The 21,906-nt window shown below is 66.6% G+C and carries 25 protein-coding genes; 13 read left to right on the plus strand and 12 right to left on the minus strand.

Annotated features, from left to right (window positions below):
• Positions 1-70: 70 nt before the first annotated feature.
• Together glyS and AX676_RS11655 are read right to left on the minus strand one after the other, a co-directional pair.
• Entirely contained in the window at positions 71-2,629 is a 2,559-nt protein-coding gene (glyS, locus tag AX676_RS11650) for a glycine--tRNA ligase subunit beta (protein WP_066481065.1), read from the minus strand.
• Positions 2,630-2,864: 235 nt separating this feature from the next.
• A complete protein-coding gene (locus AX676_RS11655) occupies positions 2,865-3,719 on the minus strand; it encodes a glycine--tRNA ligase subunit alpha (RefSeq protein ID WP_066481066.1) in 855 nt (284 codons plus the stop codon).
• A 135-nt stretch (positions 3,720-3,854) separates the two neighbouring features.
• Between AX676_RS11655 and AX676_RS11660 the strand changes: the two genes are divergently transcribed.
• The 5 genes from AX676_RS11660 (at position 3,855) to ychF (ending at position 7,990) form a co-directional block, all read left to right on the plus strand.
• Entirely contained in the window at positions 3,855-4,742 is an 888-nt protein-coding gene (locus AX676_RS11660; protein WP_066544390.1) for a TraB/GumN family protein, read from the plus strand.
• Positions 4,743-4,870: 128 nt separating this feature from the next.
• Complete coding sequence (locus AX676_RS11665; RefSeq protein WP_066481070.1) at positions 4,871-5,494, plus strand: 50S ribosomal protein L25/general stress protein Ctc; 624 nt, start codon at positions 4,871-4,873, stop codon at positions 5,492-5,494.
• A 139-nt stretch (positions 5,495-5,633) separates the two neighbouring features.
• Positions 5,634-6,203 carry an aminoacyl-tRNA hydrolase gene (gene pth / locus AX676_RS11670; RefSeq protein ID WP_066481072.1) on the plus strand — a complete coding sequence of 190 codons (570 nt, stop codon included), beginning with the start codon at positions 5,634-5,636 and terminating at the stop codon, positions 6,201-6,203.
• Positions 6,203-6,805 (plus strand): TIGR02466 family protein, encoded by a 603-nt coding sequence (locus AX676_RS11675; protein WP_066481073.1) that lies wholly within the window; start codon positions 6,203-6,205, stop codon positions 6,803-6,805. Before pth ends, AX676_RS11675 begins: the two co-directional genes overlap by 1 nt.
• Before the next feature lie 84 nt (positions 6,806-6,889).
• On the plus strand, positions 6,890-7,990 hold the full coding sequence (gene ychF, locus AX676_RS11680) for a redox-regulated ATPase YchF (protein WP_066481074.1): 1,101 nt from the start codon (positions 6,890-6,892) through the stop codon (positions 7,988-7,990).
• Positions 7,991-8,013: 23 nt separating this feature from the next.
• Here ychF and AX676_RS11685 read toward each other — a convergent pair whose 3' ends face one another.
• Entirely contained in the window at positions 8,014-8,997 is a 984-nt protein-coding gene (locus tag AX676_RS11685; protein WP_066644499.1) for a hypothetical protein, read from the minus strand.
• 299 nt (positions 8,998-9,296) lie between these two features.
• Between AX676_RS11685 and AX676_RS11690 the strand changes: the two genes are divergently transcribed.
• Complete coding sequence (locus tag AX676_RS11690) at positions 9,297-9,758, plus strand: MaoC family dehydratase (RefSeq protein WP_066481077.1); 462 nt, start codon at positions 9,297-9,299, stop codon at positions 9,756-9,758.
• On the opposite strand, the gene AX676_RS18110 is transcribed toward AX676_RS11690, so the two are convergent.
• The 6 genes from AX676_RS18110 to petA all read right to left on the minus strand — a co-directional run bounded on the left by AX676_RS18110 (position 9,759) and on the right by petA (position 14,973).
• Positions 9,759-10,280, minus strand: a complete 522-nt coding sequence (locus tag AX676_RS18110) for a hypothetical protein (protein WP_197417118.1) — start codon at positions 10,278-10,280, stop codon at positions 9,759-9,761.
• An 84-nt stretch (positions 10,281-10,364) separates the two neighbouring features.
• Positions 10,365-11,459 (minus strand): hypothetical protein, encoded by a 1,095-nt coding sequence (locus tag AX676_RS11700; protein ID WP_156437786.1) that lies wholly within the window; start codon positions 11,457-11,459, stop codon positions 10,365-10,367.
• 97 nt (positions 11,460-11,556) lie between these two features.
• Positions 11,557-12,093 (minus strand): adenine phosphoribosyltransferase, encoded by a 537-nt coding sequence (locus AX676_RS11705; protein ID WP_066481116.1) that lies wholly within the window; start codon positions 12,091-12,093, stop codon positions 11,557-11,559.
• 107 nt (positions 12,094-12,200) lie between these two features.
• A complete protein-coding gene (locus tag AX676_RS11710) occupies positions 12,201-13,034 on the minus strand; it encodes a cytochrome c1 (RefSeq protein WP_066481079.1) in 834 nt (277 codons plus the stop codon).
• Positions 13,035-13,049: 15 nt separating this feature from the next.
• Positions 13,050-14,363, minus strand: a complete 1,314-nt coding sequence (locus tag AX676_RS11715) for a cytochrome b (protein ID WP_066481080.1) — start codon at positions 14,361-14,363, stop codon at positions 13,050-13,052.
• A gap of 28 nt (positions 14,364-14,391) precedes the next feature.
• Positions 14,392-14,973, minus strand: coding sequence for a ubiquinol-cytochrome c reductase iron-sulfur subunit (petA, locus tag AX676_RS11720; protein WP_066481082.1), 582 nt, complete (start codon positions 14,971-14,973; stop codon positions 14,392-14,394).
• 209 nt (positions 14,974-15,182) lie between these two features.
• Here petA and AX676_RS11725 point away from each other — a divergent pair, with 209 nt between their 5' ends.
• The 4 genes from AX676_RS11725 (at position 15,183) to AX676_RS11740 (ending at position 17,693) form a co-directional block, all read left to right on the plus strand.
• Entirely contained in the window at positions 15,183-15,635 is a 453-nt protein-coding gene (locus tag AX676_RS11725; protein ID WP_066481083.1) for a tRNA (cytidine(34)-2'-O)-methyltransferase, read from the plus strand.
• 80 nt (positions 15,636-15,715) lie between these two features.
• Complete coding sequence (locus tag AX676_RS11730) at positions 15,716-16,180, plus strand: hypothetical protein (protein ID WP_066481084.1); 465 nt, start codon at positions 15,716-15,718, stop codon at positions 16,178-16,180.
• Between the two features lie 69 nt (positions 16,181-16,249).
• Complete coding sequence (gene hemF / locus AX676_RS11735) at positions 16,250-17,092, plus strand: oxygen-dependent coproporphyrinogen oxidase (RefSeq protein ID WP_066481086.1); 843 nt, start codon at positions 16,250-16,252, stop codon at positions 17,090-17,092.
• A gap of 10 nt (positions 17,093-17,102) precedes the next feature.
• Positions 17,103-17,693 (plus strand): GNAT family N-acetyltransferase, encoded by a 591-nt coding sequence (locus AX676_RS11740; protein ID WP_066481087.1) that lies wholly within the window; start codon positions 17,103-17,105, stop codon positions 17,691-17,693.
• Here AX676_RS11740 and AX676_RS11745 read toward each other — a convergent pair.
• Positions 17,660-18,397 carry a hypothetical protein gene (locus AX676_RS11745; protein ID WP_066481088.1) on the minus strand — a complete coding sequence of 246 codons (738 nt, stop codon included), beginning with the start codon at positions 18,395-18,397 and terminating at the stop codon, positions 17,660-17,662. The two genes, AX676_RS11740 and AX676_RS11745, sit on opposite strands and share 34 nt — an antisense overlap.
• On the minus strand, positions 18,394-19,260 hold the full coding sequence (locus AX676_RS11750) for a glycerophosphoryl diester phosphodiesterase membrane domain-containing protein (RefSeq protein ID WP_156437787.1): 867 nt from the start codon (positions 19,258-19,260) through the stop codon (positions 18,394-18,396). The genes AX676_RS11745 and AX676_RS11750 overlap by 4 nt, the downstream gene beginning before the upstream one ends.
• A 46-nt stretch (positions 19,261-19,306) precedes the next feature.
• On the opposite strand from AX676_RS11750, the gene lipB reads away from it, so the two are divergent.
• From lipB to AX676_RS11765, 3 genes are all read left to right on the plus strand, one after another.
• On the plus strand, positions 19,307-20,005 hold the full coding sequence (gene lipB, locus AX676_RS11755) for a lipoyl(octanoyl) transferase LipB (protein ID WP_082731314.1): 699 nt from the start codon (positions 19,307-19,309) through the stop codon (positions 20,003-20,005).
• An 89-nt stretch (positions 20,006-20,094) separates the two neighbouring features.
• On the plus strand, positions 20,095-20,352 hold the full coding sequence (locus AX676_RS11760) for a hypothetical protein (protein WP_066481090.1): 258 nt from the start codon (positions 20,095-20,097) through the stop codon (positions 20,350-20,352).
• 202 nt (positions 20,353-20,554) lie between these two features.
• Positions 20,555-21,241 (plus strand): hypothetical protein, encoded by a 687-nt coding sequence (locus tag AX676_RS11765; protein WP_066481092.1) that lies wholly within the window; start codon positions 20,555-20,557, stop codon positions 21,239-21,241.
• A gap of 19 nt (positions 21,242-21,260) precedes the next feature.
• On the opposite strand, the gene queE is transcribed toward AX676_RS11765, so the two are convergent.
• Positions 21,261-21,902 carry a 7-carboxy-7-deazaguanine synthase gene (queE, locus tag AX676_RS11770; RefSeq protein ID WP_066481121.1) on the minus strand — a complete coding sequence of 214 codons (642 nt, stop codon included), beginning with the start codon at positions 21,900-21,902 and terminating at the stop codon, positions 21,261-21,263.
• Positions 21,903-21,906 lie beyond the last annotated feature (4 nt).

The raw sequence follows: 21,906 nt of genomic DNA on the forward strand, positions 1-21,906 counted from the left end.
TCCCGGGGAGGAAAGGCGGATGCCGATCGGCGAAGTTATGGCAAGTTGCGGGCTGTGCGCGATTTGCTCCCTATCCCTCGATCCGCGAGAAATCAGCGACCCGATGCACCGCCGCGCGCATCCGCGCCAGCAGGTTGAGCCGCGCGGTGCGCTTCACCGGATCAGGATCGTTGACGGTGACGGTGTCGAAGAACGCATCGATCGGCGCGCGCAGCGAGGCGAGCGCCGCCATCGCGCCGGCAAAATCCTCCGCCTCCACCGCGCGGATCGCGGCAGGCTCCGCCGCATCGAGCGCCCGCATCAGCGCATCCTCGGCCGGTTCGGGCGTGTAGGACAGGATGCGCGCGCGTTCGGAGCGGGCATATTCGGCAGCGATCTCACGCGAGGCGGGATCGTCGACCTCGGAGAAGGGGTCCTCCTCGCCGGTCTGGGGGAGCTTTGTGGCGGACGCAGCCGTCGCCCCGCCACCAAGCGTCGCCCCGGCGGAGGCCGGGGCCGCTGCGTTCGGGAGCGCGCCATTGCCACCGGCCCCGGCCTCCGCCGGGGCGACGCCCTCCTTCTTGAGGATGTTCGCCGCCCGCTTGTACCCGGCGAGCAGGTTCGCCCCATCCGCCGTCTCGACGAACGCCTGCAACGCATGAACACGCGCGAGCAAACGGACGAGATCGTCCTCGCCGCCAAGCGCGAACACCGCGTCGATCAGGTCATGGCGGACGCCCGCCTCGCGCTGCTGGACCTTGAGACGGTCGGCGAAGAAGTCGAGAATATCGGCTACGGCTGGTCGAACACGGCTTATGATCAGATCGGATTTCGCTTTTTCAGAAAGCTGTTTTTCGGTGAAGTTTGAGCGGATTTCTTCCAAGTCCAGTCTCGTAACCGCCAAGCCGGCTGCTGCTCTCGCCTCGAAGTAGGCATTCGCTAAGGCAGCAGCCTGCGCGCCGATCCGACGACCATGAAGCGCAATCGCAAGCGTCAAAACCGGTCTAAGCGGGAGTCTAATCAAACCACGTTCAATCGTTGCCCAAATTGCCAATGCCGCGCGACGTAGAGCGAACGGATCGCGCGAACCTGTCGGCGGCATGTTCTCAAAGAAAAACGCCGCAATCGTATCCAGCTTATCCGCCAAGCTGACCGCCACCGTCACCGGATCGGTGGGCACGTCGTCGCCCTGGCCGACCGGCTTGTAGTGGTCGCGGATTGCGGTGGCGACGCGGGGGTCTTCGCCTTGCGCGGCGGCGTAATAGCCGCCCATCAGGCCCTGCAGCTCGGGGAACTCGCCGACCATGCCGGTGACGAGATCGGCCTTGCACAGCCGGGCGGCGCGTTCGGCGAGGTCCGCCAGTTCCTCGCGCGACAAGTCCTCCCCAAGCTTGTCTTGGGGAGGGGGACCGTCCGCAGGACGGTGGAGGGGCGGCGGTGGCACACCGCCGTCTGCGACGGCGGCCCCTCCACCACGCTGCGCGTGGTCCCCCTCCCCGAGCAAGCTCGGGGAGGATTTGACGATCCCTTCCGCGCACAGCCAGCGGGCGAGTTTGGCGACGCGGTCGACCTTGTCGGCCACCGTCCCGAGCTTTTCGTGGAAGACGATCTTTTCGAGCTTCTTCGCCTGTTCCTCGAGTGGCACCTTGAGGTCGGTGTCGTAGAAGAAGCGCGCGTCGGACAGGCGGGCGGCGAGTACTTTCTGGTTGCCAGCGACGATGCGCACGCCGCCGTCGCTGGCGGCGATGTTGGCGACGCAGATGAAGGCGTTGGCGAGTTGGCCGCTGCCATCGGCACACACGAAATATTTCTGGTTCACGCGCGCGGTGAGCTGGATCACTTCGGGCGGCACGCTGAGGAAATCGGGGTCGAAGCGGCCGAGCAGCGGCACGGGCCATTCGGTCAGCCCGGCATTCTCCGTGACCAGCCCCTCATCCTCGATCAGTTCGAGGCCGGCTTCGCGCGCCAGCTCGGCGGCGCGGGTGCGGATGAGGTGGCGGCGCTCGTCCTGATCGACGATGACGTGCGCGGCGCGCAGCGTTTCGGCATAGGTGGCGGCATCGGTGATCTCGACCGCGCCCTGATGGTGGAAACGATGGCCGGCGGTGGTGCGCCCGGCGCGGATGCCGGCGACGTCGCACTCGATCACGTCATCGCCGAACAGCGCGACAATACCCTGGAGCGGGCGGACCCAGCGTAAACTTTCAGTTGACAGCGACGCCGCGCCCCAGCGCATCGACTTGGGCCAGGGAAAGGCGCGGACGATCGCGGGGATCGCGTCGGCCAGCACGTCCGCCGTCGCGCGGCCAGGGCGGTTGACGACGGCGAACAGGGTGGCGCGGCCCTTGACGTCGCGGGTCTCCAGCGCGTCGCGGGTCAGGCCCGCCTTGCGCAGGAAGCCGTCGATCGCCGCATCGGGCGCGTCGGCGGGCGGGCCTTTCAGCTCCTCGCTGACCGCCTGCGTCTCCGCCGGCAGGCCCCGCGCGATCAGGGTCAGGCGGCGCGGGGTGGCGTAGGTGACGATCCCGGTCGCGCTCAAGCCCGCGGTCGCCAGTTCGGCAACGAACAGCTTTTCCAGATCGGCGCGCGCGCGATCCTGCATCCGCGCGGGGATTTCTTCGGAGAGGAGTTCGAGCAGGAAGTCGGTCATTTGGGTTCACGCGAAGGCGCGACGGCGCAAAGGGAAGAAGGGGGTTCACGCAGAGCCGCAGAGGACGCGGAGATGAGACCAAGCCGAAATGGCGCGCCAGCGCCGGCGATGTTTGGCTCCGTCGGCGGGAAAAGGCCGCTGCGCGGCAACGGGAACCGACTGCTCTGCGTCCTCCGCGCCTCTGCGTGAACCAAAGCCTTCGCGCCTTCGCGCCTTCGCGTGAACCAAATCCCGCTCACGCCGACCACCCGTTCCGCTCCATCCACGCGGCGCACGCGCCCTTGGCGAGATCGCGGACCCGGCCGATATAGGCCTGGCGCTCGGCGACCGAGATGACGCCGCGCGCGTTCAAGAGGTTGAAGATGTGGCTCGCCTCGATCGCCTGCTCATAGGCCGGGATGGGGAGCTTGGCGGCGAGGCAGTTCTCGCACTCGGCGGCAGCCTTGCGGAACAGGTCGAACAGCGTGTCGGCGTCGGCGACCTCGAAGTTCCAGGCGCTCATCTGGCGTTCGTTCTCGAGGAACACGTCGCCATAGGTGAAGGCGGGCACATTCCCGTCGGCGTCGTTGAACGCCAGGTCGTACACCGAATCCTTGTTCTGGATGTACATGGCCAGGCGTTCGAGGCCGTAGGTCAGCTCGCCCGCCACCGGCTTGCAGTCATAGCCGCCCATCTGCTGGAAATAGGTGAACTGGGTCACCTCCATCCCGTCGCACCACACTTCCCAGCCCAGCCCCCACGCGCCGAGCGTCGGGCTTTCCCAGTCATCCTCGACGAAACGGATGTCGTGGAGATTGGTGTCGATACCGATCGCCGCCAGGCTGCCGAGATACAGCTCCTGAAGGTTCGGCGGGCTGGGCTTCAGGATCACCTGATACTGGTAATAATGCTGGAGCCGGTTGGGGTTTTCGCCATAGCGGCCATCCGTCGGGCGGCGACACGGTTGGACGAAGGCGGCGTTCCACGGATCGGGGCCGAGCGCGCGCAGCGTCGTCGCGGTGTGGAACGTCCCCGCGCCCATCCGCATGTCATAGGGCTGGAGAATCAAGCAGCCGTGACGGCTCCAGTAATCGTGGAGCGTCAGGATCATGCGCTGGAAGCTGAGAGGCGATGAGCTCAAGCGTCTGCCGTTCGCGGTTGCAATAAAGGGTGTCGCGGTCGCTTTGGCGCAGGCGGGAACGGGGGTCAATGGCGTGCGGGGGGACGACGCGCTATGGCGGGACGGATGATCGCCCCCGCCAAACACCTGCTCGCGCTTGCCGCGCTCGCCATTGCCGGTCCATCGGGCGAAGCGGTGGTGCGCGATGTCGACCCCGCCTTATGGGTCGCGCGCGACGCCGACACCACCATCTACCTGTTCGGCACGGTGCACCTGTTGAAGCCGGGGCTGAGCTGGTTCGACGAGGCGGTGGCGGATGCGTTCGCACGCGCAGATACGCTGGTGCTCGAGATCGCGACACCCGACCCGGCGGAGATGCGGACGCTGACCGACCGCTACGGCACGCTGGGCGACGGCCCGCCGCTGTCGGCGCGGCTGCCCGCGGGCTATGCGGAGAAGCTCGCCGCCGCGACCCGCGCGATCGGCTATCCCGCGGGCGCGTTCGAGCGCAGCCGGCCGTGGGTGGTCGCCTCCGCCCTGTCGGTGCAGCCGCTGTCGGGGCATGGCTATGACCGCGCGCTGGGGGTCGAGGCGGTGCTGACCGACGCAGCGGCGCGCGCGGGCAAGCCGGTCGAGGCGCTGGAGACGCTGGAGGACCAGTATCGCATTTTCGCCGACCTGCCCGACGCGACGCAGATCGAGATGCTGACCCGCGTGCTGGACGGGCAGGACCAGGTCGAGGTCGCGACCGACCAGGCGGTGGCGGCGTGGAGCAAGGGCGACGAACGCGGGCTCGCGCGCGTGCTGGCGGACGACATGGCGCAGACGCCGGCCAGCGTCCGCGACCGGCTGGTCGACCGGCGCAACGCCAACTGGGCGACGTGGATCGCGGCGCGGATGGCGCGGCCGGGCACGGTATTCGTCGCGGTCGGATCGGGGCATCTGGCGGGCAAGGGCAGCGTCCAGCGATTGCTGGCGAAGCGCGGGGTGAAGGTGACGCAGGTACGATATTGAGAGGCCAACACCCAATCCTTGCCATCCACCCCCTTTTGCCCCTATAGGCGCGCGCTTGCCGTGGCGGGGTCATCCCTGGAGGCTCGCCATGGCATGATTGGAAACACAACCGCATCCGGAGATAGCAAATGAGCGAACAGCTTACGCTGTCGGCCGAGACGCGCGATCGGGTTGGCAAGGGAGCCTCCCGTTCGCTTCGTCGCGAAGGCCGCGTCCCCGCCGTGATTTACGGCAACAAGCAGGATCCCCAGCCGATCCACGTCAACGAACGCGAGCTGATGAAGCTGCTGATGAGCGGCCACTTCATGAACTCGATCGTGATGGTCGACGGCGTCGGCAAGTCGGCGATCCGCACGCTGCCCAAGGACGTGACCTTCGATCCCGTCTCCGACCGTCCGGTCCATGTCGATTTCCTGCGCATCTCCGAGCATGCGACCGTCACCGTCGCGATCCCGGTGGTGTTCGTCGACGAAGAGGAATCGCCCGGGCTGAAGCGCGGCGGCGTGCTCAACATCGTCCGTCACGAACTCGAACTGGTGTGCGACGCGGCCGAAATCCCCGATCATGTCGACGTGTCGGTCAAGGGCCTGGACGTGGGCGAATCGCTCCATATCTCCGCCGTCACGCTGCCCAAGGGCACCAAGTCGGCGATCGACGACCGCGACTTTACCATCGCGACGATCGCGGCGCCGTCGGCGCTGAAGTCGGCCGAGGGCGAAGCGGCCGCGGAAGCCGAAGCCGCGGGCGCGTAATCCGACTTACGTCACCCCGGCGCAGGCCGGGGCCGCTGGCTAATGAAGCGACCTTCAATAGGGCGCTCAAATGGCCAGAGGTCCCAGCCTACGCCGGGACGACGTGCTGGTGCCAGCCGCAGTAGCGAGAGACTCAGCCATGCAGCTTTGGGTGGGGCTCGGCAATCCCGGCCCGCAATATGCGATGCACCGGCACAATATCGGCTTCATGGCGGTCGACGCCATCGCCGAAGTCCATGGCTTCTCCGCGCCGAAAAAGGCATTCCAGGGCTGGGTGCAGGAAGGGCGCATCGGCGCGCACAAGCTGCTGCTGCTCAAACCCGCGACCTATATGAACGAAAGCGGGCGTTCGGTGGGCGAGGCGCTGCGCTTCTACAAGCTCACCCCCGCCGACCTGACCGTCTTCTATGACGAGCTCGACCTGGCACCCTTCAAGGTCAAGGTGAAGCATGGCGGCGGGGCTGCCGGCCACAACGGCATCCGGTCGATCGACCAGCATATCGGCCCCGAATTCCGCCGCGTGCGGCTCGGCATCGGCCATCCGGGGCACAAGGACCGGGTGACCGGCCATGTGCTCGGCAATTTCGCCAAGGCGGAGATCGAGCCACTGTCCGACTTGCTGGGCGCAGTTGCTGCCGAAGCGCCGTGGCTGGCGGACGGTGATGACGTCCGCTTCATGAACGACGTCGCGTTGAGGTTGCAGGATTGATGCCCACCCGCTCGCTCTTCGCCACGCAATTCTACGACGCCGATCTGGGCGACGCTGCGCTGATCGCCGAGCTCGAGGGCGCGTGCCTGGATCTGGCCGAGGCCGACCGCGCGGGGCGGGCGTGGTCGCGCGATCATGGCTATCGCGGCTATACCAGCTATGCGTCGCTCAACGACCTGCCTCAGCGCGACCCGCGCTTTGGCGATCTGGTGCGGCACCTTAACCGCCACGTCGCCGCGTTCGCCCGCGACTGTGCGTTCGAGCTGGGCGGCAGGAAGCTCAAGCTCGACAGTCTGTGGGTCAACGTCATGAAGCCCGGCGCGACGCACAGCGGGCACATCCATCCGCATTCGGCGGTGTCGGGCACCGTTTATGTCACGGTGCCGCCGGGTTCGGGCGCGCTGAAGCTGGAGGACCCGCGCCTGCCGATGCTGATGGCCGCGCCGCCACGCACCCCCGACGCGCCCGAGCGGCTGCGCAGCTTCGTCTATGCCGAACCGCGCGCGGGCGCGGTCTTCCTGTGGGAAAGCTGGCTGCGCCACGAAGTGATGCCCCATGCCGGCAAGGGCGAACGGATCAGCATCAGTTTCAACTATCGTTAGCCGCCGCGCGCCGCGCGACTTGGCATCCGCACCCGCTTCGGCCTATCGGGCGGGACATCATTCTTCCGAAATCAGGATCATCTCATGGGCTTTCGCTGCGGCATCGTCGGGCTCCCCAATGTCGGCAAATCCACGCTGTTCAACGCGCTGACCGAGACCGCGGCGGCGCAGGCGGCGAATTATCCATTCTGCACGATCGAGCCCAATGTCGGCAATGTCGCGGTGCCCGATCCCCGGCTGCACCAGCTGGCCGAGATCGCCAAGTCGGCCAAGATCATCGAGACCCAGCTCGGGTTCGTCGACATCGCGGGACTGGTGCGCGGGGCGAGCAAGGGCGAGGGGCTGGGCAATCAGTTCCTGGGCAATATCCGCGAGGTCGACGCGATCGTCCACGTCCTGCGCTGTTTCGAGAATGACGACATCCAGCATGTCGATAACCGCGTCGATCCGATCGCGGATGCCGAGACGGTCGAGACCGAGTTGATGCTGGCCGACCTGGAAAGCCTGGAAAAGCGCGTGCCGGCCTTCGTCAAGAAGGCGCAGCAGGGCGACAAGGAGGCCAAGGTCGCCGCCAGCGTGCTGGGCCAGGCGCTCGACCTGCTGCGCGACGGCAAGCCCGCGCGACTGACCGCGCCCAAGGACGTCGACGAAGCGCGCGTGCTGGCGCAGGCGCAGCTGCTGACCGCCAAGCCGGTGCTGTACGTGTGCAACGTCAACGAGGAAGACGCCGCCGAGGGCAATGCGCTGTCGGCCAAGGTGTTCGCCAAGGCGGAGGCGGAGGGCGCGCAGGCCGTCGTCGTCTCCGCCGCGATCGAGGCCGAGATCGCGACCATGCCGGTCGAGGACCGCGCCGAGTTCCTGGCCGAACTGGGGCTGGCGGAGACCGGCCTCGCCCGCGTCATCACTGCGGGGTACAAGCTGCTCCACCTGCTGACCTTCTTCACCGTCGGGCCGAAGGAAGCGCGCGCCTGGACGGTCGAAGCAGGTGCCAAGGCGCCTCAGGCGGCCGGCGCGATCCACAGCGATTTCGAACGCGGCTTCATCCGCGCCGAGACGATCGCGTTCGAGGACTATGTCGCGTTCAAGGGCGAGGCCGGCGCGCGCGACGCGGGCAAGCTGCGCGCCGAGGGCAAGGAATATGTCGTCCAGGACGGCGACGTGATGCTGTTCCGCTTCAACGTGTGAACACGCCGTTGCTGCAACCGGCATCAGGACTCGGGCGTGTCCGGTTCGATCGGGAATCGCTGGTCTAGCCAGGCCAGCCAATCATCCTGTAGCGCGTTCAGATCGCGCGGCAGCTCGCCCTTGGGCTCGGCGTTGGCCAGCCATGCCGCCATCGTCTCGCCGCGGCCAAAAGCTGCACCGATGCGCGCGAAGATTGCCGGATCCTTGGTCCGGGCGACAAGATATTCCGCGGTTAGGGTTGCCTGCAGATAGTAATGAATCGCGGATTCGGCGAACTTCTCCGCCTCTGGTCCCGATGATGCCCGGATCATCATCCCTTCTTTTGGCGTCGCGCCCGGATTTTCCTTTTGCATGGCGGCAATCAGCGCACGTCCGCGCTCGGCCCCCGGATGCGTTGACGCGAAGAAAGCGGGCAGATCGACCAGCGCATTGTCGGGCGCGGTCGACAACGATCCACTTGCGCGCAGCTTGCGATAGCGGTCCCCGAATTGGCTGATGCGCGGACCCGCCAGATTTTCGGGCTCCATCAGCACGGCCGCCGTTTCGTCCATCCAGTCCGGCCCGGCACCGCCGTAATGGCCGCCTTCGCGCGCCGTGCCGGGCCAGAATGCTTCGACATACCACATATGCCCCAACTCGTGCGCGATCACGCCCGGCTGCTGCGCGCCCGCCACGCCCGCACGGCGCGCCTTCACTTTGGTAAGCGCTTCCTGAACCAATGGCTCGCGTGCGTCGGCGGGCATGTCAGCGGTCTGCGCCTCGACCGCGCGTCGCACCGACGCTTCGATCTGGAGGTCGAATCCCTTTGGCGACAGATAAGGCAATACCGCCGTGAATCCGGCGGCCTTCAACGACGCAAAGGTCTCCCCGCCCACATTGCCGTCGGTCGTCTCGACGACGGCATAACGCGCGGGCGCACGGTTGAAGCGCGCGCGGAAGCGGCCAACGCCAGCTTCTGCATCGGCGAGCAGGAGCTGTGCCCGCGCCGCATCATCCGCGATCGCCACGCCATCGGCTGATTCAGCGCAGGCACGGCTGCCCGCAACTTCCGCCGCCGCGGCGCACAAGCCGCTGGCGTGAACCGGCAGCGACCCGCCAAATGCCGCAGACAAAACCAATACGAGAGACGTCAAGCGCAACACACACCCTCCAGCCATAAGTGATTACATCTGTAATCCTGTTTACAGTTGTGGTCGGATGTCAAGGGGATGGCGAGCCGCCGGATCGTCGTTGATCTCGGGAATGACGTATCCGGCGATGGTGACGATGCTATGCAGGTCCCGGCTTTGGCAGGGAAACCGACTCCATGATCTATTTTGAGGATATTGTACCCGGAACGCGTCGTTCCTTTGGCAGCTATCTGGTCACGCGCGAGGAAGTGCTGGGCTTTGCCGAACGCTACGACCCGCAACCCTTCCATTTGTCCGACGGCGCGGCTGCGCAAACCCATTTCGGGCGGCTGGCAGCGAGCGGCTGGCACACCTGTGCGATGACCATGTCGATGCTGGTCAAGCACATGAGCGAGCAGGAGCCCGCCGCGTCGCTGGGCGCGGCGGGGGTGGACGAACTGCGCTGGCTGAAGCCCGTCTATCCCGGCGACACGCTGCGCTGCGAGACCGAGGTGATGGAGACGCGCGCATCGCGCAGCCGCCCCGAAATGGGGACGGTGCGCAACAAGATGACCGTGTTCAACCAGCATGATGAGCCGGTGATGACCTTTACCGCGATCGGGCTCTACCGGACGCGAAGCGGGGCGGCAGCGGGCTGATCAATCGCGGCGGTCGCGGCGGTTTTCGCGGCGAAGCGCGCGCCGATCCTGGCGATATTCGCGGCGAAACTCGCGCCGGTCCTGGCGGCGTTCGGCGCGGAACTCGGGCCGGCTCACCGCGCCGCGGCGGAAATCGGCGCGGTCGTCGCGGCGGTCGCGGCGAAACGCGCGCTCGTCCTGGCGGCGATCGCGCGTGAAGTCGCGCCAGTTCTCACGGATCTCGCGCCGGTCGCCCCGCCAGCCGCCCCGACGCGCTTCCCAATAGCTGCGCTGCGCGCCGTTCCAGCGATAGGGCCGACGATAGCTGTCATAGACGAAATACCCGCTGCCGGGATAATAGAAGCCGTCATGCCAGCCCCAATAAGGATCGCCGAACCCGCTGGCATATCCCGGGCCGTAAGCGCCGGCGACGCCATAACCGACCGACACGCCGCCATAGCCATAATCATTGCCGTAACAGGCACTGAGTCCGACCGCCGCCACCGCAACGAGGCCGATCGTCTTGATCCGCGAAATCCACATCGCATCCACTCCAGGAAGTTCTTGAGGAAATTAAAGCACTTGGTGATTGAACCGATGCTGAACCCCCTGGAGCCGGAGCGCCGATCAGCTTGTCGGAAAGCGTTGATCGAGCCAGGCGAGCCAGTCGGCCTGCATCGCCTTCAACTCGCGCGGCAGCGTGCCCTTGGGCTCGGCATTGGCCAGCCACTGCTCGATCGTTTCGCCGCGGACAAAGGCTTCGGCGATGCGCGCGAAGATCTGGCGGTCGCCGGTCCGCTCGACCAGGTACTGGGAGGCAACGGCCGACTGGAGGTAGAAGCGCACACCTCCCTCGGCGATCTTGCGGGCCTCTTCGCCCGAGATCACCCGAAAACTGTCATTGCTCGATCTGATTCCGGCATTCTTGTTTAGCTGTTGGACCTGCTGGTGAGCCGGATGGGTTTCTGAGAAAAAATTGTTCAGGTCGATCATCAGTTTCGTGTTCTCATCCGCATTTGTCGGATCGGCGCGATAGCGATTGTATCGCTGAGCAAATTGCTTAACGCGGTCGTCGATGCTGTCCGGGGCTTCCATCAGCACCGCGGCCATTTCGTCCAGCCAATCCGGGCTTGGCCCACCATAATGCTTGTCTTCGCTCAGCGTCGAATTGGGCCAGTACCCTTGCCAATACCAGTAATGACCCAGCTCGTGCGAGACGGCGGCAAGCTCGATACGCGCACGCGTGGCCGGACTCATCTGACGATCGACGGCAGTTTGCACGGCGACATCAATCTCGGTCTGCGGGCGGCCGACCATTTGCGCCGACACCCCGCGGCGGATCGACGCTTCGACCTGCGCACGATATGTCCGGTCGGAGAGCCACGGCAGCACCACCGGGAATCCGCCCTTGCGCAGCCCCGCGACGCTTTCCCTTGAAACCAGTCCTTTAGCTGCTTCAGCGACCGCATAACGGAGAGGTTGCCGACCGAAATTCGCCTTGAACCGCTCAACGCCGCCCTCAGCCAGCTCAAGCAGCCGCCGGGCGCGGGCGGCATTGCTCGCCAGCGCCACGCCGTTGGCGCTTTCTACGCATTCTAGATCAGGCAGGATCGAACTGGCCTGATCGCAGAGCCTGGCCTGTCCGGCCAAAGCAGGGGCGCTTGAACACGCGATCGCGCTCAGCGCCAGCACGATACGGCCAACCGGTCGAGAAAGAGACATTCATCCTCCATCGCTAAAACTGACTACAGTTGTAGTCGTTAGCGATGTAGCGATGACTACAGATGTAGTCAATAATGTGTGGGGGTGCGGTTCTGCCTCAATGCCCCTCGAACGCGACCAGCGCGTGGACGGCGATCCCATCGCTGCGCAGTGCATCGGCCCCGCCCAGTTCGGGCAGGTCGATGACGAAAGCGGCCTGGGTGACGACCGCGCCGGCCTTGCGCAGCAGGCGGACGGCGGCGCGGGCGGTGCCGCCGGTGGCGATCAAATCGTCGACCAGCAGCACGCGCGCGCCGGGCACCAGCGCGTCGGCGTGAATCGCGATGCGGTCGGTGCCGTATTCGAGCGCGTAATCCTCCGCGATCGTCGCGCCGGGCAGCTTGCCGTCCTTGCGGATCAGGAGCACGCCCGCCCCCAGCGCGAGCGCCAGCGCGGGGGCGAAGACGAAACCGCGCGCCTCGATGCCCGCGACCAGATCGACCGGACCGTCGACCCCGGCCAGCAGCCGCTCGACCGTCAGTGCCAGCCCCTCGCCGTCGAGGAGCAGCGTGGTGATGTCGCGGAACTGGATGCCGGGCTTTGGAAAATCCGGGATGGTGCGAATGCGGCTGCGGATGTCGTGATTGTCGCTCATGTCGATGTCGCCCCCCGGAAACGAAAACACCCCGGCCAGCCGACCGGGGTGCTTTCAGCCTTGCCCAAGCCAGGCGCGCGCCGCAAGCGGGCGCGCGCCGGTCGGTCTCAATGCTTCACGTCGCGCCAGATGTTGCGATAGGCACCATAGGCCAGCGCGGTGAAAATCAGGATGAAGATGATCGCGGCAAGACCCGCCTGGTGCCGCACTTCGAGCTTGGGCTCCGCGGTCCAGACGAGGAAGGCGGCGACGTCCTTGGACATCTGGTCGATGGTCGGGTTGGTCCCGTCGGCATAGGTCACCTGACCATCCGCGGCGAGCGGCGGCGCCATCGCCAGATTGAGCGTCGGGAAATAGGGGTTGTGGTTCAGCCCCTCCGGCACGGTGAAGTCGGGAAACTTCTTGAGCAGCTCGGCCGACGGATCGCGATAGCCGGTCAGCAGCGAATAGATGTAATCCGCGCCGCCTTCGCGCGCCTTGGCCATCAGCGAGAGATCCGGCGGGATCGCGTTATTGTTGGCCGCCCGCGCCGCGACGTCATTGGCCCAGGGCGACGGGAAATGGTCGGCGGGCGTGTTCTTGCGAGTCGCCGCTTCGCCGGTTTCCGGGTTCACCGATGCCTGTTCGACCGCCCACTGGTCGGCGATCGCCTTCACTTCGGCCTCGTTGTAGCCGAGCGCGGTCAGGTCGCGGAATGACACCAGCTTGAGCGAGTGGCAGGCCGAGCAGACTTCCTTGTAAACCTGGAAGCCGCGCTGGAGCTGGGCGAGGTCGAACTTGCCCATCATGCCGTCGGACGACAGGTTGGCGTGGCGGGGTTCGAGATGGAATTCCTCCGCCGCCGATTCCTCGGCCGGCTCCGCCATCAGCGAGCCGGCCAGGCCCAGCACCAGCACGAAGGCGAAGCCCAGGCCGATCAGGATCGAAATGATGCGAGTCATCGTCAATGGGGTCCTTTATTCGGCCGGAACCGGCTGGGCGCTGCCGCCGCCGATCGCGCTCTTGGTCGGGCCGGTGCCGCCTTCGCCCTTCAGCACCGCTTCGGTAATCGAATTGGGCAGCGGGCGCGGCCGCTCCATCATCGACACGAGCGGCAGCAGGACGAGGAAGTGGATGAAATAATAGGTGGTCGCCACCTGACCCAGGATGACGTTGCGCGTCGTCGCCTCCGCCCCGCCGACAAAGCCGAGCAGGAAGACATCGGCGACCAGCACGAAGAACAGGACGCGATACACCGGCCGGAAATTGGACGAACGCACCGGCGAGCTGTCGAGCCAGGGCAGGAAGAACAGGAGCAGGATCGAGCCGAACATCGCGACCACGCCCCACAGCTTCGCCGGCAGGATGAAGTCGACGGTGAACGACTTCAGGATCGCGTAGAAGGGCAGGAAATACCATTCGGGCACGATGTGCGCGGGCGTCGAAAGCGGGTTCGCCTGGATGTAATTGTCCGGGTGACCGAGCAGATTCGGCTGGAAGAAGATCAGGAAGGCGAAGACGAGCAGGAACACGCCCAGCCCGAAGCCGTCCTTCGCGGTGTAATAGGGGTGGAAGGGCACAGTGTCCTGCGGCCCCTTCACCTCGACGCCGGTCGGGTTGTTCGACCCCGGAATGTGCAGCGCCCAGATGTGCATCACGATCACGCCCGCGATCACGAAGGGCAGCAGATAGTGGAGCGAGAAGAAGCGGTTGAGCGCAGCCGCATCCGGCGCATAGCCGCCGAGCAGCCAGATGCGCAGCGTTTCGCCGACCAGGGGGATCGCCGAGAAGAAGCCGGTGATGACCTGCGCCCCCCAGAAGCTCATCTGGCCCCAGGGAAGCACATAGCCCATGAACGCGGTCGCCATCATCAGCAGGAAGATGACCACGCCGAGCAGCCAGATCATCTCGCGCGGGGCCTTGTACGACCCGTAGTAGAGCCCGCGCGCCATGTGGATGTAAACGACGATGAAGAACATCGACGCGCCGTTGGCGTGGGCATAGCGCAGGAACCAGCCCTGATTGACGTCGCGCATGATGTGTTCGACCGACGAGAACGCGGTGTTCACGTCCGTCGAATAATGCATGGCGAGCACGATGCCCGAGATGATCTGGATCGCGAGCGCGGCACCCGCGAGCACGCCGAAATTCCAGAAGTAATTGAGGTTGCGCGGCACCGGATAACCCGCGCCGACCGCGCCATAGACCAGGCGCGGGAGCGGCAGGCGCTCATCCAGCCACTTGGTGAAGCCGCTCTTCGGCTCGTACTGCTTTGCCCAGGGAAAGCTCATCGCGTCGATCCTTTGATCCCTAGTGTGCTCAACCGACCACGATCGTCGTGTCGGAGGTAAAGGTATATTCGGGCACCGCCAGATTGGTCGGTGCCGGGCCCGAACGGATGCGGCCCGCGGTGTCATAGGCCGAGCCGTGGCACGGGCAGAAATAACCGCCGAACGGCCCCTTGTTTTCGCCCTCGCCCGCGCCCAGCGGCACGCAGCCCAGATGGGTGCAGACGCCCAGCGTCACCAGCCAGTTCTGCTTGCCCTCCTTGGTCCGCTGCGCCAGCGTCTGCGGATCGCGCAGCTCGCTCATCGGTGCGGAATTGGCGGCGGCGATTTCCTGCGGCGTCAGGTTGCGCACGAACAGCGGCTGCTTGCGAAAGCTCGCCTTGATCGCCTGGCCCGGCTGCACCGGCGACAGGTCGACCTCGGTCGAGGATTGCGCCAGCACGTCGGCCGACGGGTTCATCGAGTTAATCAGCGGCAGCGCGATCACGCCCGCACCGACCCCCGCAAACGCCACCGCGCCGATCGACAGATAGTCGCGGCGGCGGGGATTTTCGATCGGATCGTCGTGCTTCGCGTGCGAGTCGCCGACGGCAGCCTGTTCAACCGTAGCCATTCATCAAGCCCTTGAACTTACGTAAGCGGCGGGGATTCGCCGCGTGGAAGAAGCCGGCGCAGCATTCATGGCACGCACGGCCGCAAACCGGGTCGTTGGCGGCCTGTTAGCCGGTGCCGATCGGCTTTGCCAATAGCAATTTGACGAGTCCGTGACAGGGCGGCGGACCGCACTTGCCGCCCCGTCCCCGCCGATCCTATGGCGGCGCGATGCGGATCGCGCTCTTTCAACCGGAAATCGCCGGCAATGTCGGCACCATCCTGCGGCTGGGGGCGTGCTTCGCCACGCCGGTCGACCTGATCGAACCGCTGGGCTTTCCGTTCTCCGACCGCGCGCTGGCGCGGGCGGGCATGGATTATCGCGATGCCGCACAGGTGACGCGCCATGTCGACTGGCCGGCGTTCCGTCCGACGGTGCCCGGCCGGCTGGTGCTGCTGACCACGCGCGCAACGCTGACGCTGCCGGCGATGCGGTTCCAGCCCGACGACACGCTGCTGATGGGATCGGAAAGCGCGGGCGTACCCGATCATGTCCACGCCGCATGCGACGCGGCCGTCCGCATCCCGATGCGCGCGGGATGCCGGTCGCTGAACGTCGCGGTCGCGACGGGGATCGCGCTGGCCGAGGCGCTTCGGCAGACGGAAACATGGCCCGAGACATGACAGCGGCGATACGCGCCCTGTAACATTATATCGATACGGCCACTGGTCTATGCCCGGGCCGGGTTCAGGGAGATGGTACGATGGGATCCTTCAACGGCAAGCGCCACGTGGCGTCATGGGCACTGCCGGTGCTGATCGCCATGACCGCGACAGGGGCGGTTGCCGCAATGGCCCGCACTCCGGATGCCCGTACGATACCCGCGGATCATCGCGTCAGCTTCACGATCGAACATCGCGGCATGCAGCTCGGCGCGCCGACGCTGAACGTGGTGCCGGGGCGACGCGCCGAGATCGCGGTCGGTGGCGCGCATGGCTACCGCCTCGCAACGACGCTGCACGCGGTTGCGGGCGCCGCGACGCCGCAGTTCCGACTGGAAACCGAAATCGCCCTGGCCGACGCTAGCGGCTTTCGCGTGGTCGCCACCCCCGTCCTGACGCTCGCCGCCGGGCGCGCCGTGACGATCGAAACGCGCAGCGGCGATGGCCCGGGCGATGTGCTGCGGGTCAGTGCAACGGTCGAAGCCTTACCATCTTCTGGAAACTGAGCGGGCCCCCGCCGCAACCGCAAGCTTCCGCTCGACTTTGCGTCGGGGTGCGCGATATGGATCGCGGCCATGAACGAGCTTGACGCGCAGCAAGGCGCCGCCCGCACCTGGTTTGAACATTTGCGCGACCTGATCTGCGCCGAGTTCGAGGCGATCGAACGCGAAGCGGGATCGGATGCGCGCTTCACCTATACGCCGTGGGACCGCACTGACCCGTCGGGCGCGCCGGGCGGCGGCGGGGTACAGGGCCTGATGAAGGGCCGGGTGTTCGAGAAGGTCGGGGTCAACGTGTCGACCGTCGGCGGCACGTTCGAGGGCGACTTCGCCAAATCCATCCACGGCGCGGGCGAGGACCCGAGCTTTTTCGCCACCGGCATCAGCCTGGTCGCGCATCTCGCCAATCCGCACGCGCCCGCCGTGCACATGAACACCCGGTTCCTCAACACGACCAAACGCTGGTTCGGCGGCGGCGCGGACCTCAATCCGCCGATCCCCTATGACGACGATACCGCCGCATTCCATGCGCGGATGAAGGCGGCATGCGATGCGCACGACCCCGCATATCACCCACGGTACAAGGCATGGGCGGACGAATATTTCTACATTCCCCACCGCAAGGTCCATCGCGGCGTCGGCGGTATCTTCTACGATCATCTGGAGGGGGATTTCGACGCCAACCTGGCGTTCACCCAGGATGTCGGCCGCGCGTTCCTGGACATCTATCCGCAACTGGTGCGGCGGCGCATGGACATGCCCTTTACCGATGCCGAAAAGGCGCAGCAGCTCGCCTGGCGCGGGCGCTATGCCGAGTTCAACCTGGTCTATGACCGCGGCACGCTGTTCGGGTTGAAGACCGGCGGCAATATCGACGCGATCCTGATGAGCCTGCCGCCAGTCGCCATCTGGGAATAAGCGCGCGGTGATGACGCCGGTTGCCGACGATCATCTCGCGACGGTCGTCACCACGCTGGAGATGCACGCGCGGCCGCGGCCCCGCCCGCTGCCGGCGTCGCCGCTGCGGCTGGTCGCATGGCCGAAGCCGGCGCCCGACGCCTATCGCACGCTGTTCCGCAGGGTGGGCGGCCCGTGGCTTTGGTATTCGCGGCTGGTCATGCGCGACGCGGAGCTGGTCGCGGCGACGCACCGCGACGAGACCCAGGTTCATGCGGTGATCGACCCCGCGGGGATCGAGGTCGGGCTGCTCGAACTCACCCATCCCGAGCCCGATTGGTGCGCGCTCGATTATTTCGGGCTGGTGCCGGAGCTGACCGGGCGGGGCCACGGCAACTGGCTGATGCAGCTGGCGATGGCGATGGCGTGGCGGCCGGAGGTGACGATGGTGCGCGTGAATACCTGCACGCTCGACCATCCCGCCGCGCTGGGATTCTACCGGCGGCACGGCTTTGTCGCGGTCAAGCGGACTGTCGAGACGTTCCGCGATCCGCGCGTCACCGGCGTCCTGCCCGCCGATGCCGCGCCTCAGATCCCGTGCCTGGCGGCCAGCCGGCGATAGACCGCGACCTGCGCGAGAAGGGTGACGAGCGTGACCGCGCTGACCACCAGCGCCGCCAGCACCGCGGCGGGCGCGCGCGCGATGGCTTCGGGCAAGGCAGGGCTGGCGAACAGCGCGCCGATCAGTGCGGCGATGATCTGGCCGCCCTGGCCGGCAAGCACCAGCAGGGCCAGCAGCGCAAGCAGCCGCCAGCCCTGGCCCTGCGTCGCGTCGATCGCATCGCGCGCGACGTCGAGCACGGGGTGGTCGGCACGCGCGACCAGCGCCGGTCCGACCAGGAAGGTGCGGCCAAGGATGAACAGCCCCGGCACGACGAAGAGGAACAGCCCGGCGAATGTCGCCAGCCCCATCAGCACCATGGCCGCCATGTAGCGCGGCAGAAGGATCGCGAGGCGCCGCATCGCCGCGCCGACCGTCGGGCGGGCGGGATCGAGATAGAGCGACAGCACCGTGACCGACGCAACCCAGCCGACGCCGGTGCGGATCAATATCCAGTGCAGGTTGGCCGAGAGATAGGCGAACAGCGCCGCCTGGGCCTGGGCGGCGGTCGCATCGGGGGCGGAGGGTGGCGGCTCCGGCAATGCAAGCAGGAGCGCGAAGGACGGCAGGAACACGAACAGCCCGATCAGGGGCCACAGGACGGGGCGATCGCGGCGCCACAGCGCCCCGGCCTCGGCCAGGACGCCGGCCAGGGAAAGCCTCATCCGGCCGGCTCCGCCAGCGGATCGACGGGTACCGACGCGTGCCGCGCGACCGCGGCGACATAGAGCCGGGCGACGAACACCGTCTGCACGACGGCCAGCCCGGTGGCGACCAGCGCGGCGACCAGCGCGATCAGCACGTCCGCGACGGTGAGCACCCCGTCTCCGCCCGCCACGATTTTCAGCAACGCGCCCAACCCCGCCGAAACGCCGAGCGTCAGGAAGATGGCGACGATCGCGAACAGGATGATGACCCCGATGATCTTGAGCGTCATCCCGCGGGTCAGCGACCAGGACCGGCGGATCGCCCCGAGGCCGATCGGCGCGTCGACCAGCGCCGGCATGACCAGGATCAGCCGCGCGGCGAGGAAGAAGAAGACCGGCATCAGCACGATGACGTAGAGTGCGGACCATGCGGCCGCGACCGGCGGCAATTCGGGCTGCGCCGCGCCGGTGCTCGCCGCGACCATGTTGAAGCCATAGGCGGCGAGGATGAGGACGATCGGCACGAACAGCAGGAGCATCGCGGCGGCAAGGACCAGCGACACCCCGATGATCGGGAGGAAGCGACGAAGCCCGCGCGCGCGCGCGGCGGTGGCCCCGGCATCTGGATCAAGCACGAGCGCGGTCAGCATGGTCTGGCCGACGACGCCCGCCAGCGCCGCGATCACCCCGATAACGGCGAACACGATGGCCGCCACGGCTTCCGCGTCGGTCGCCGGCTTCTCCATCACCGCGCCGATCGCCTGGGGGATGAAGATGAACGGGATGACGATCGCGAGCACCGCGCCCAGATTGTCGCTGACGAACTCCATCGACCGGTCCCAGACCGCGTCCATATTGACCATGCGCGACATACCCCTCACTTGATCGCCCGACACGTTCCTCTAGCCGCCGGCCGGACACTTGCCAATGCACGCCGCTCCATTCCCGCGTGACGCGACCGAAACGCTGATCGACGGCGTCGCCTGGCGCACGACCCCGGGGCTGACCCCCTATCCGAAGTCGCTGGCCGAGATGACGGCGCGCGCCGAGGCGATCGCGGCGGGGACGGCAGGCGAGCTGATCTGGCTGCTCGAACACCCGCCCGTCTATACCGCGGGGACCAGCGCCGACCCCGCCGAGCTGATCGATCCGCGCTTTCCGGTCCATGCCGCCGGACGCGGCGGGCGCTATACCTATCACGGGCCGGGGCAGCGGATCGGCTATCTGATGCTCGATCTGGCCGCGCGGGGGCGCGACGTCCGCCGGTTCGTTCACGCGCTCGAGCATTGGCTGATTGCGACGCTGGCCGCGCTCGACATTCCGGCCTTTGCAGTGCCCGACCGGATCGGGATCTGGACGCACGATGCCGACGGCGTGGAGGCCAAGATCGGCGCGATCGGGATCCGCGTGAAGAAATGGGTGACGCTGCACGGCTTTTCGATCAACCTGGCACCCGACCTGACTCATTTCACGGGGATTGTGCCGTGCGGCATCGCCGAATATCCCGTGACCAGTGCCGCCCTGCTTGGCCGGCGCATTGACAACGCGGCCTTTGATGCTGCACTTGCGCTTGCGTACCCAGATTTTGTCCAGGCGCTCGGTAACACTAAAAAAAACGAGGCTTGAGGGTCACCCGCGTTTGTGTCTAACGTCCACACCGGTTTGGGTTATCAGACCAAAGGGTCGTCCAAATCCATTATCTAGGGAGCTTCTACATGCGTGCACTCATTTCCAAGGTCGCGACGGTTTCGATGATCGCCGGCGCGGCGCTGCTCGTCTCGGCATGCGGTGAAACCACCGAAACCCCGGCCGCAAACACCACCGTCACCGACCTCAATTCGACCGACGCGATGATGGACGGCACGATGACCGACAACATGACCGCCGTCGACGGCGCGATGGGCAACGACGCCATGATGGCCAACGACGCCATGATGTCGAACGATGCGATGATGTCGAACGACGCGATGTAATTCGCGCGACATTCGTGCAAGATCGAATTGGGGCCGTCCGGGCGACCGGGCGGCTCTTTCGATTCCGGCCGGATGGCGTGCGACATGAACGGGCCGTTCAGGAAAAAGCGGTTGGCGGGCGCACAAAAATCCCTAACGATCCGCGCAGGCAAAAAATCGGCGCGCCGCCACCAACGGTCGGGGTCGAGTGTGAGAGGAAGCGATGAGCGTGTTGCGTAGCTGGCGGCTGTGGACCGCCGCCATCCTGCTGGGATCCACCGTGGCGGCACCCGCCCAGGCCCAGTTCTTCTTCAAGCCCAAGGACCTGCGCGGCGCGCAGGTGACGGGGGCGGAACCCGGCATGGTCAGCCAGACTCTGCCAGACGCCACGCCCGCCGAATACCAGGCGGCGCTGGTTTGGAACCTGCGCGCGGCGCTGAATGTCGCGGCGCTGCAATGCCAGTTCGAGCCCGGACTGCTGACGCTCGACAATTACAACGCCGTTCTGGTCGACCATAAGGACGAGCTGCAGGCGAGCTTCAGGACGATCGAGGGCTATTTCCTGCGGAAGAACCCCAAGAATGCGCGCGCCGCCCGTACCGCGTTCGACAGCTATCAGACACGGGTCTATGCCGCGTTTTCGGCGGTGTCGGCGCAGTATATCTTTTGCCTGACCGCCGGATCGGTGGGTCGCGACGCGATCTTCGCGCCGCGCGGCAGCTTTCACAAGGTCGCGCAGAACCGCATGGTCGAGATGCGGGGCGCGCTGGTGCCCTGGGGCGAGCAGCAATTCACCAGCGCCAAGCACCTCGCCACGCCCAGCCCACTGCCGACGCGCTTCGCCGACGAAAGCTGCTGGCGGCGCAATGTGTGGCAGGATCGCCGCTGCGGGCCGTTCCGCGCGTCCTGACCGGACGCCGCGCAGCCCCTTAACGCAGGCCGAGCAGCTTGTGCGTCTGAAGCGACAGGCGCCAGCCGGGCCGGGCCAGCACGAGGTCGATCGCGGCGCGGACATGGTCGGCGGGATCGGCCCCGTCGACCGGGTCCATCGGCTGGACCAGGAAATGATCGAAACGCCACGCGGCCAGCGCGTCGGGGTCGTGCCCGGCCTGGGGCCAGACCAGCTTGAGCTCGTTGCCCGACCGCTGCACGACGTCGCTCCCCGCCTTGGGGCTGACGCAGACCCAGTCGATGCGCGGATGGACGGGCAGCGTGCCGTTGGTCTCGATCGCGATCTCGAACCCCTCGGCATGGAGCGCGTCGACCAGCGCATCGTCGACCTGGAGCATCGGTTCGCCCCCGGTCAGCACGACGAAGCGGCGCGCCGGATCGTCGCCCCAATGCGCGACGACCGATGCAGCCAGTATGGCGGCGTCGGCGAAACGCCCCCCGCCCGCGCCGTCGGTGCCGACGAAATCGGTGTCGCAGAAGCGGCAGACCGCCGTCGCGCGATCGGCCTCGCGCCCCGACCAGAGGTTGCAGCCGGCAAAGCGGACGAACACGGCGCGGCGACCGGCCTGCATCCCCTCCCCCTGCAGGGTCAGGAACATTTCCTTGACGGCATAGCGCATCGCG

Source organism: Sphingomonas sp. CCH21-G11 (assembly GCF_001555965.1).
Classification (GTDB): domain Bacteria; phylum Pseudomonadota; class Alphaproteobacteria; order Sphingomonadales; family Sphingomonadaceae; genus Sphingomonas.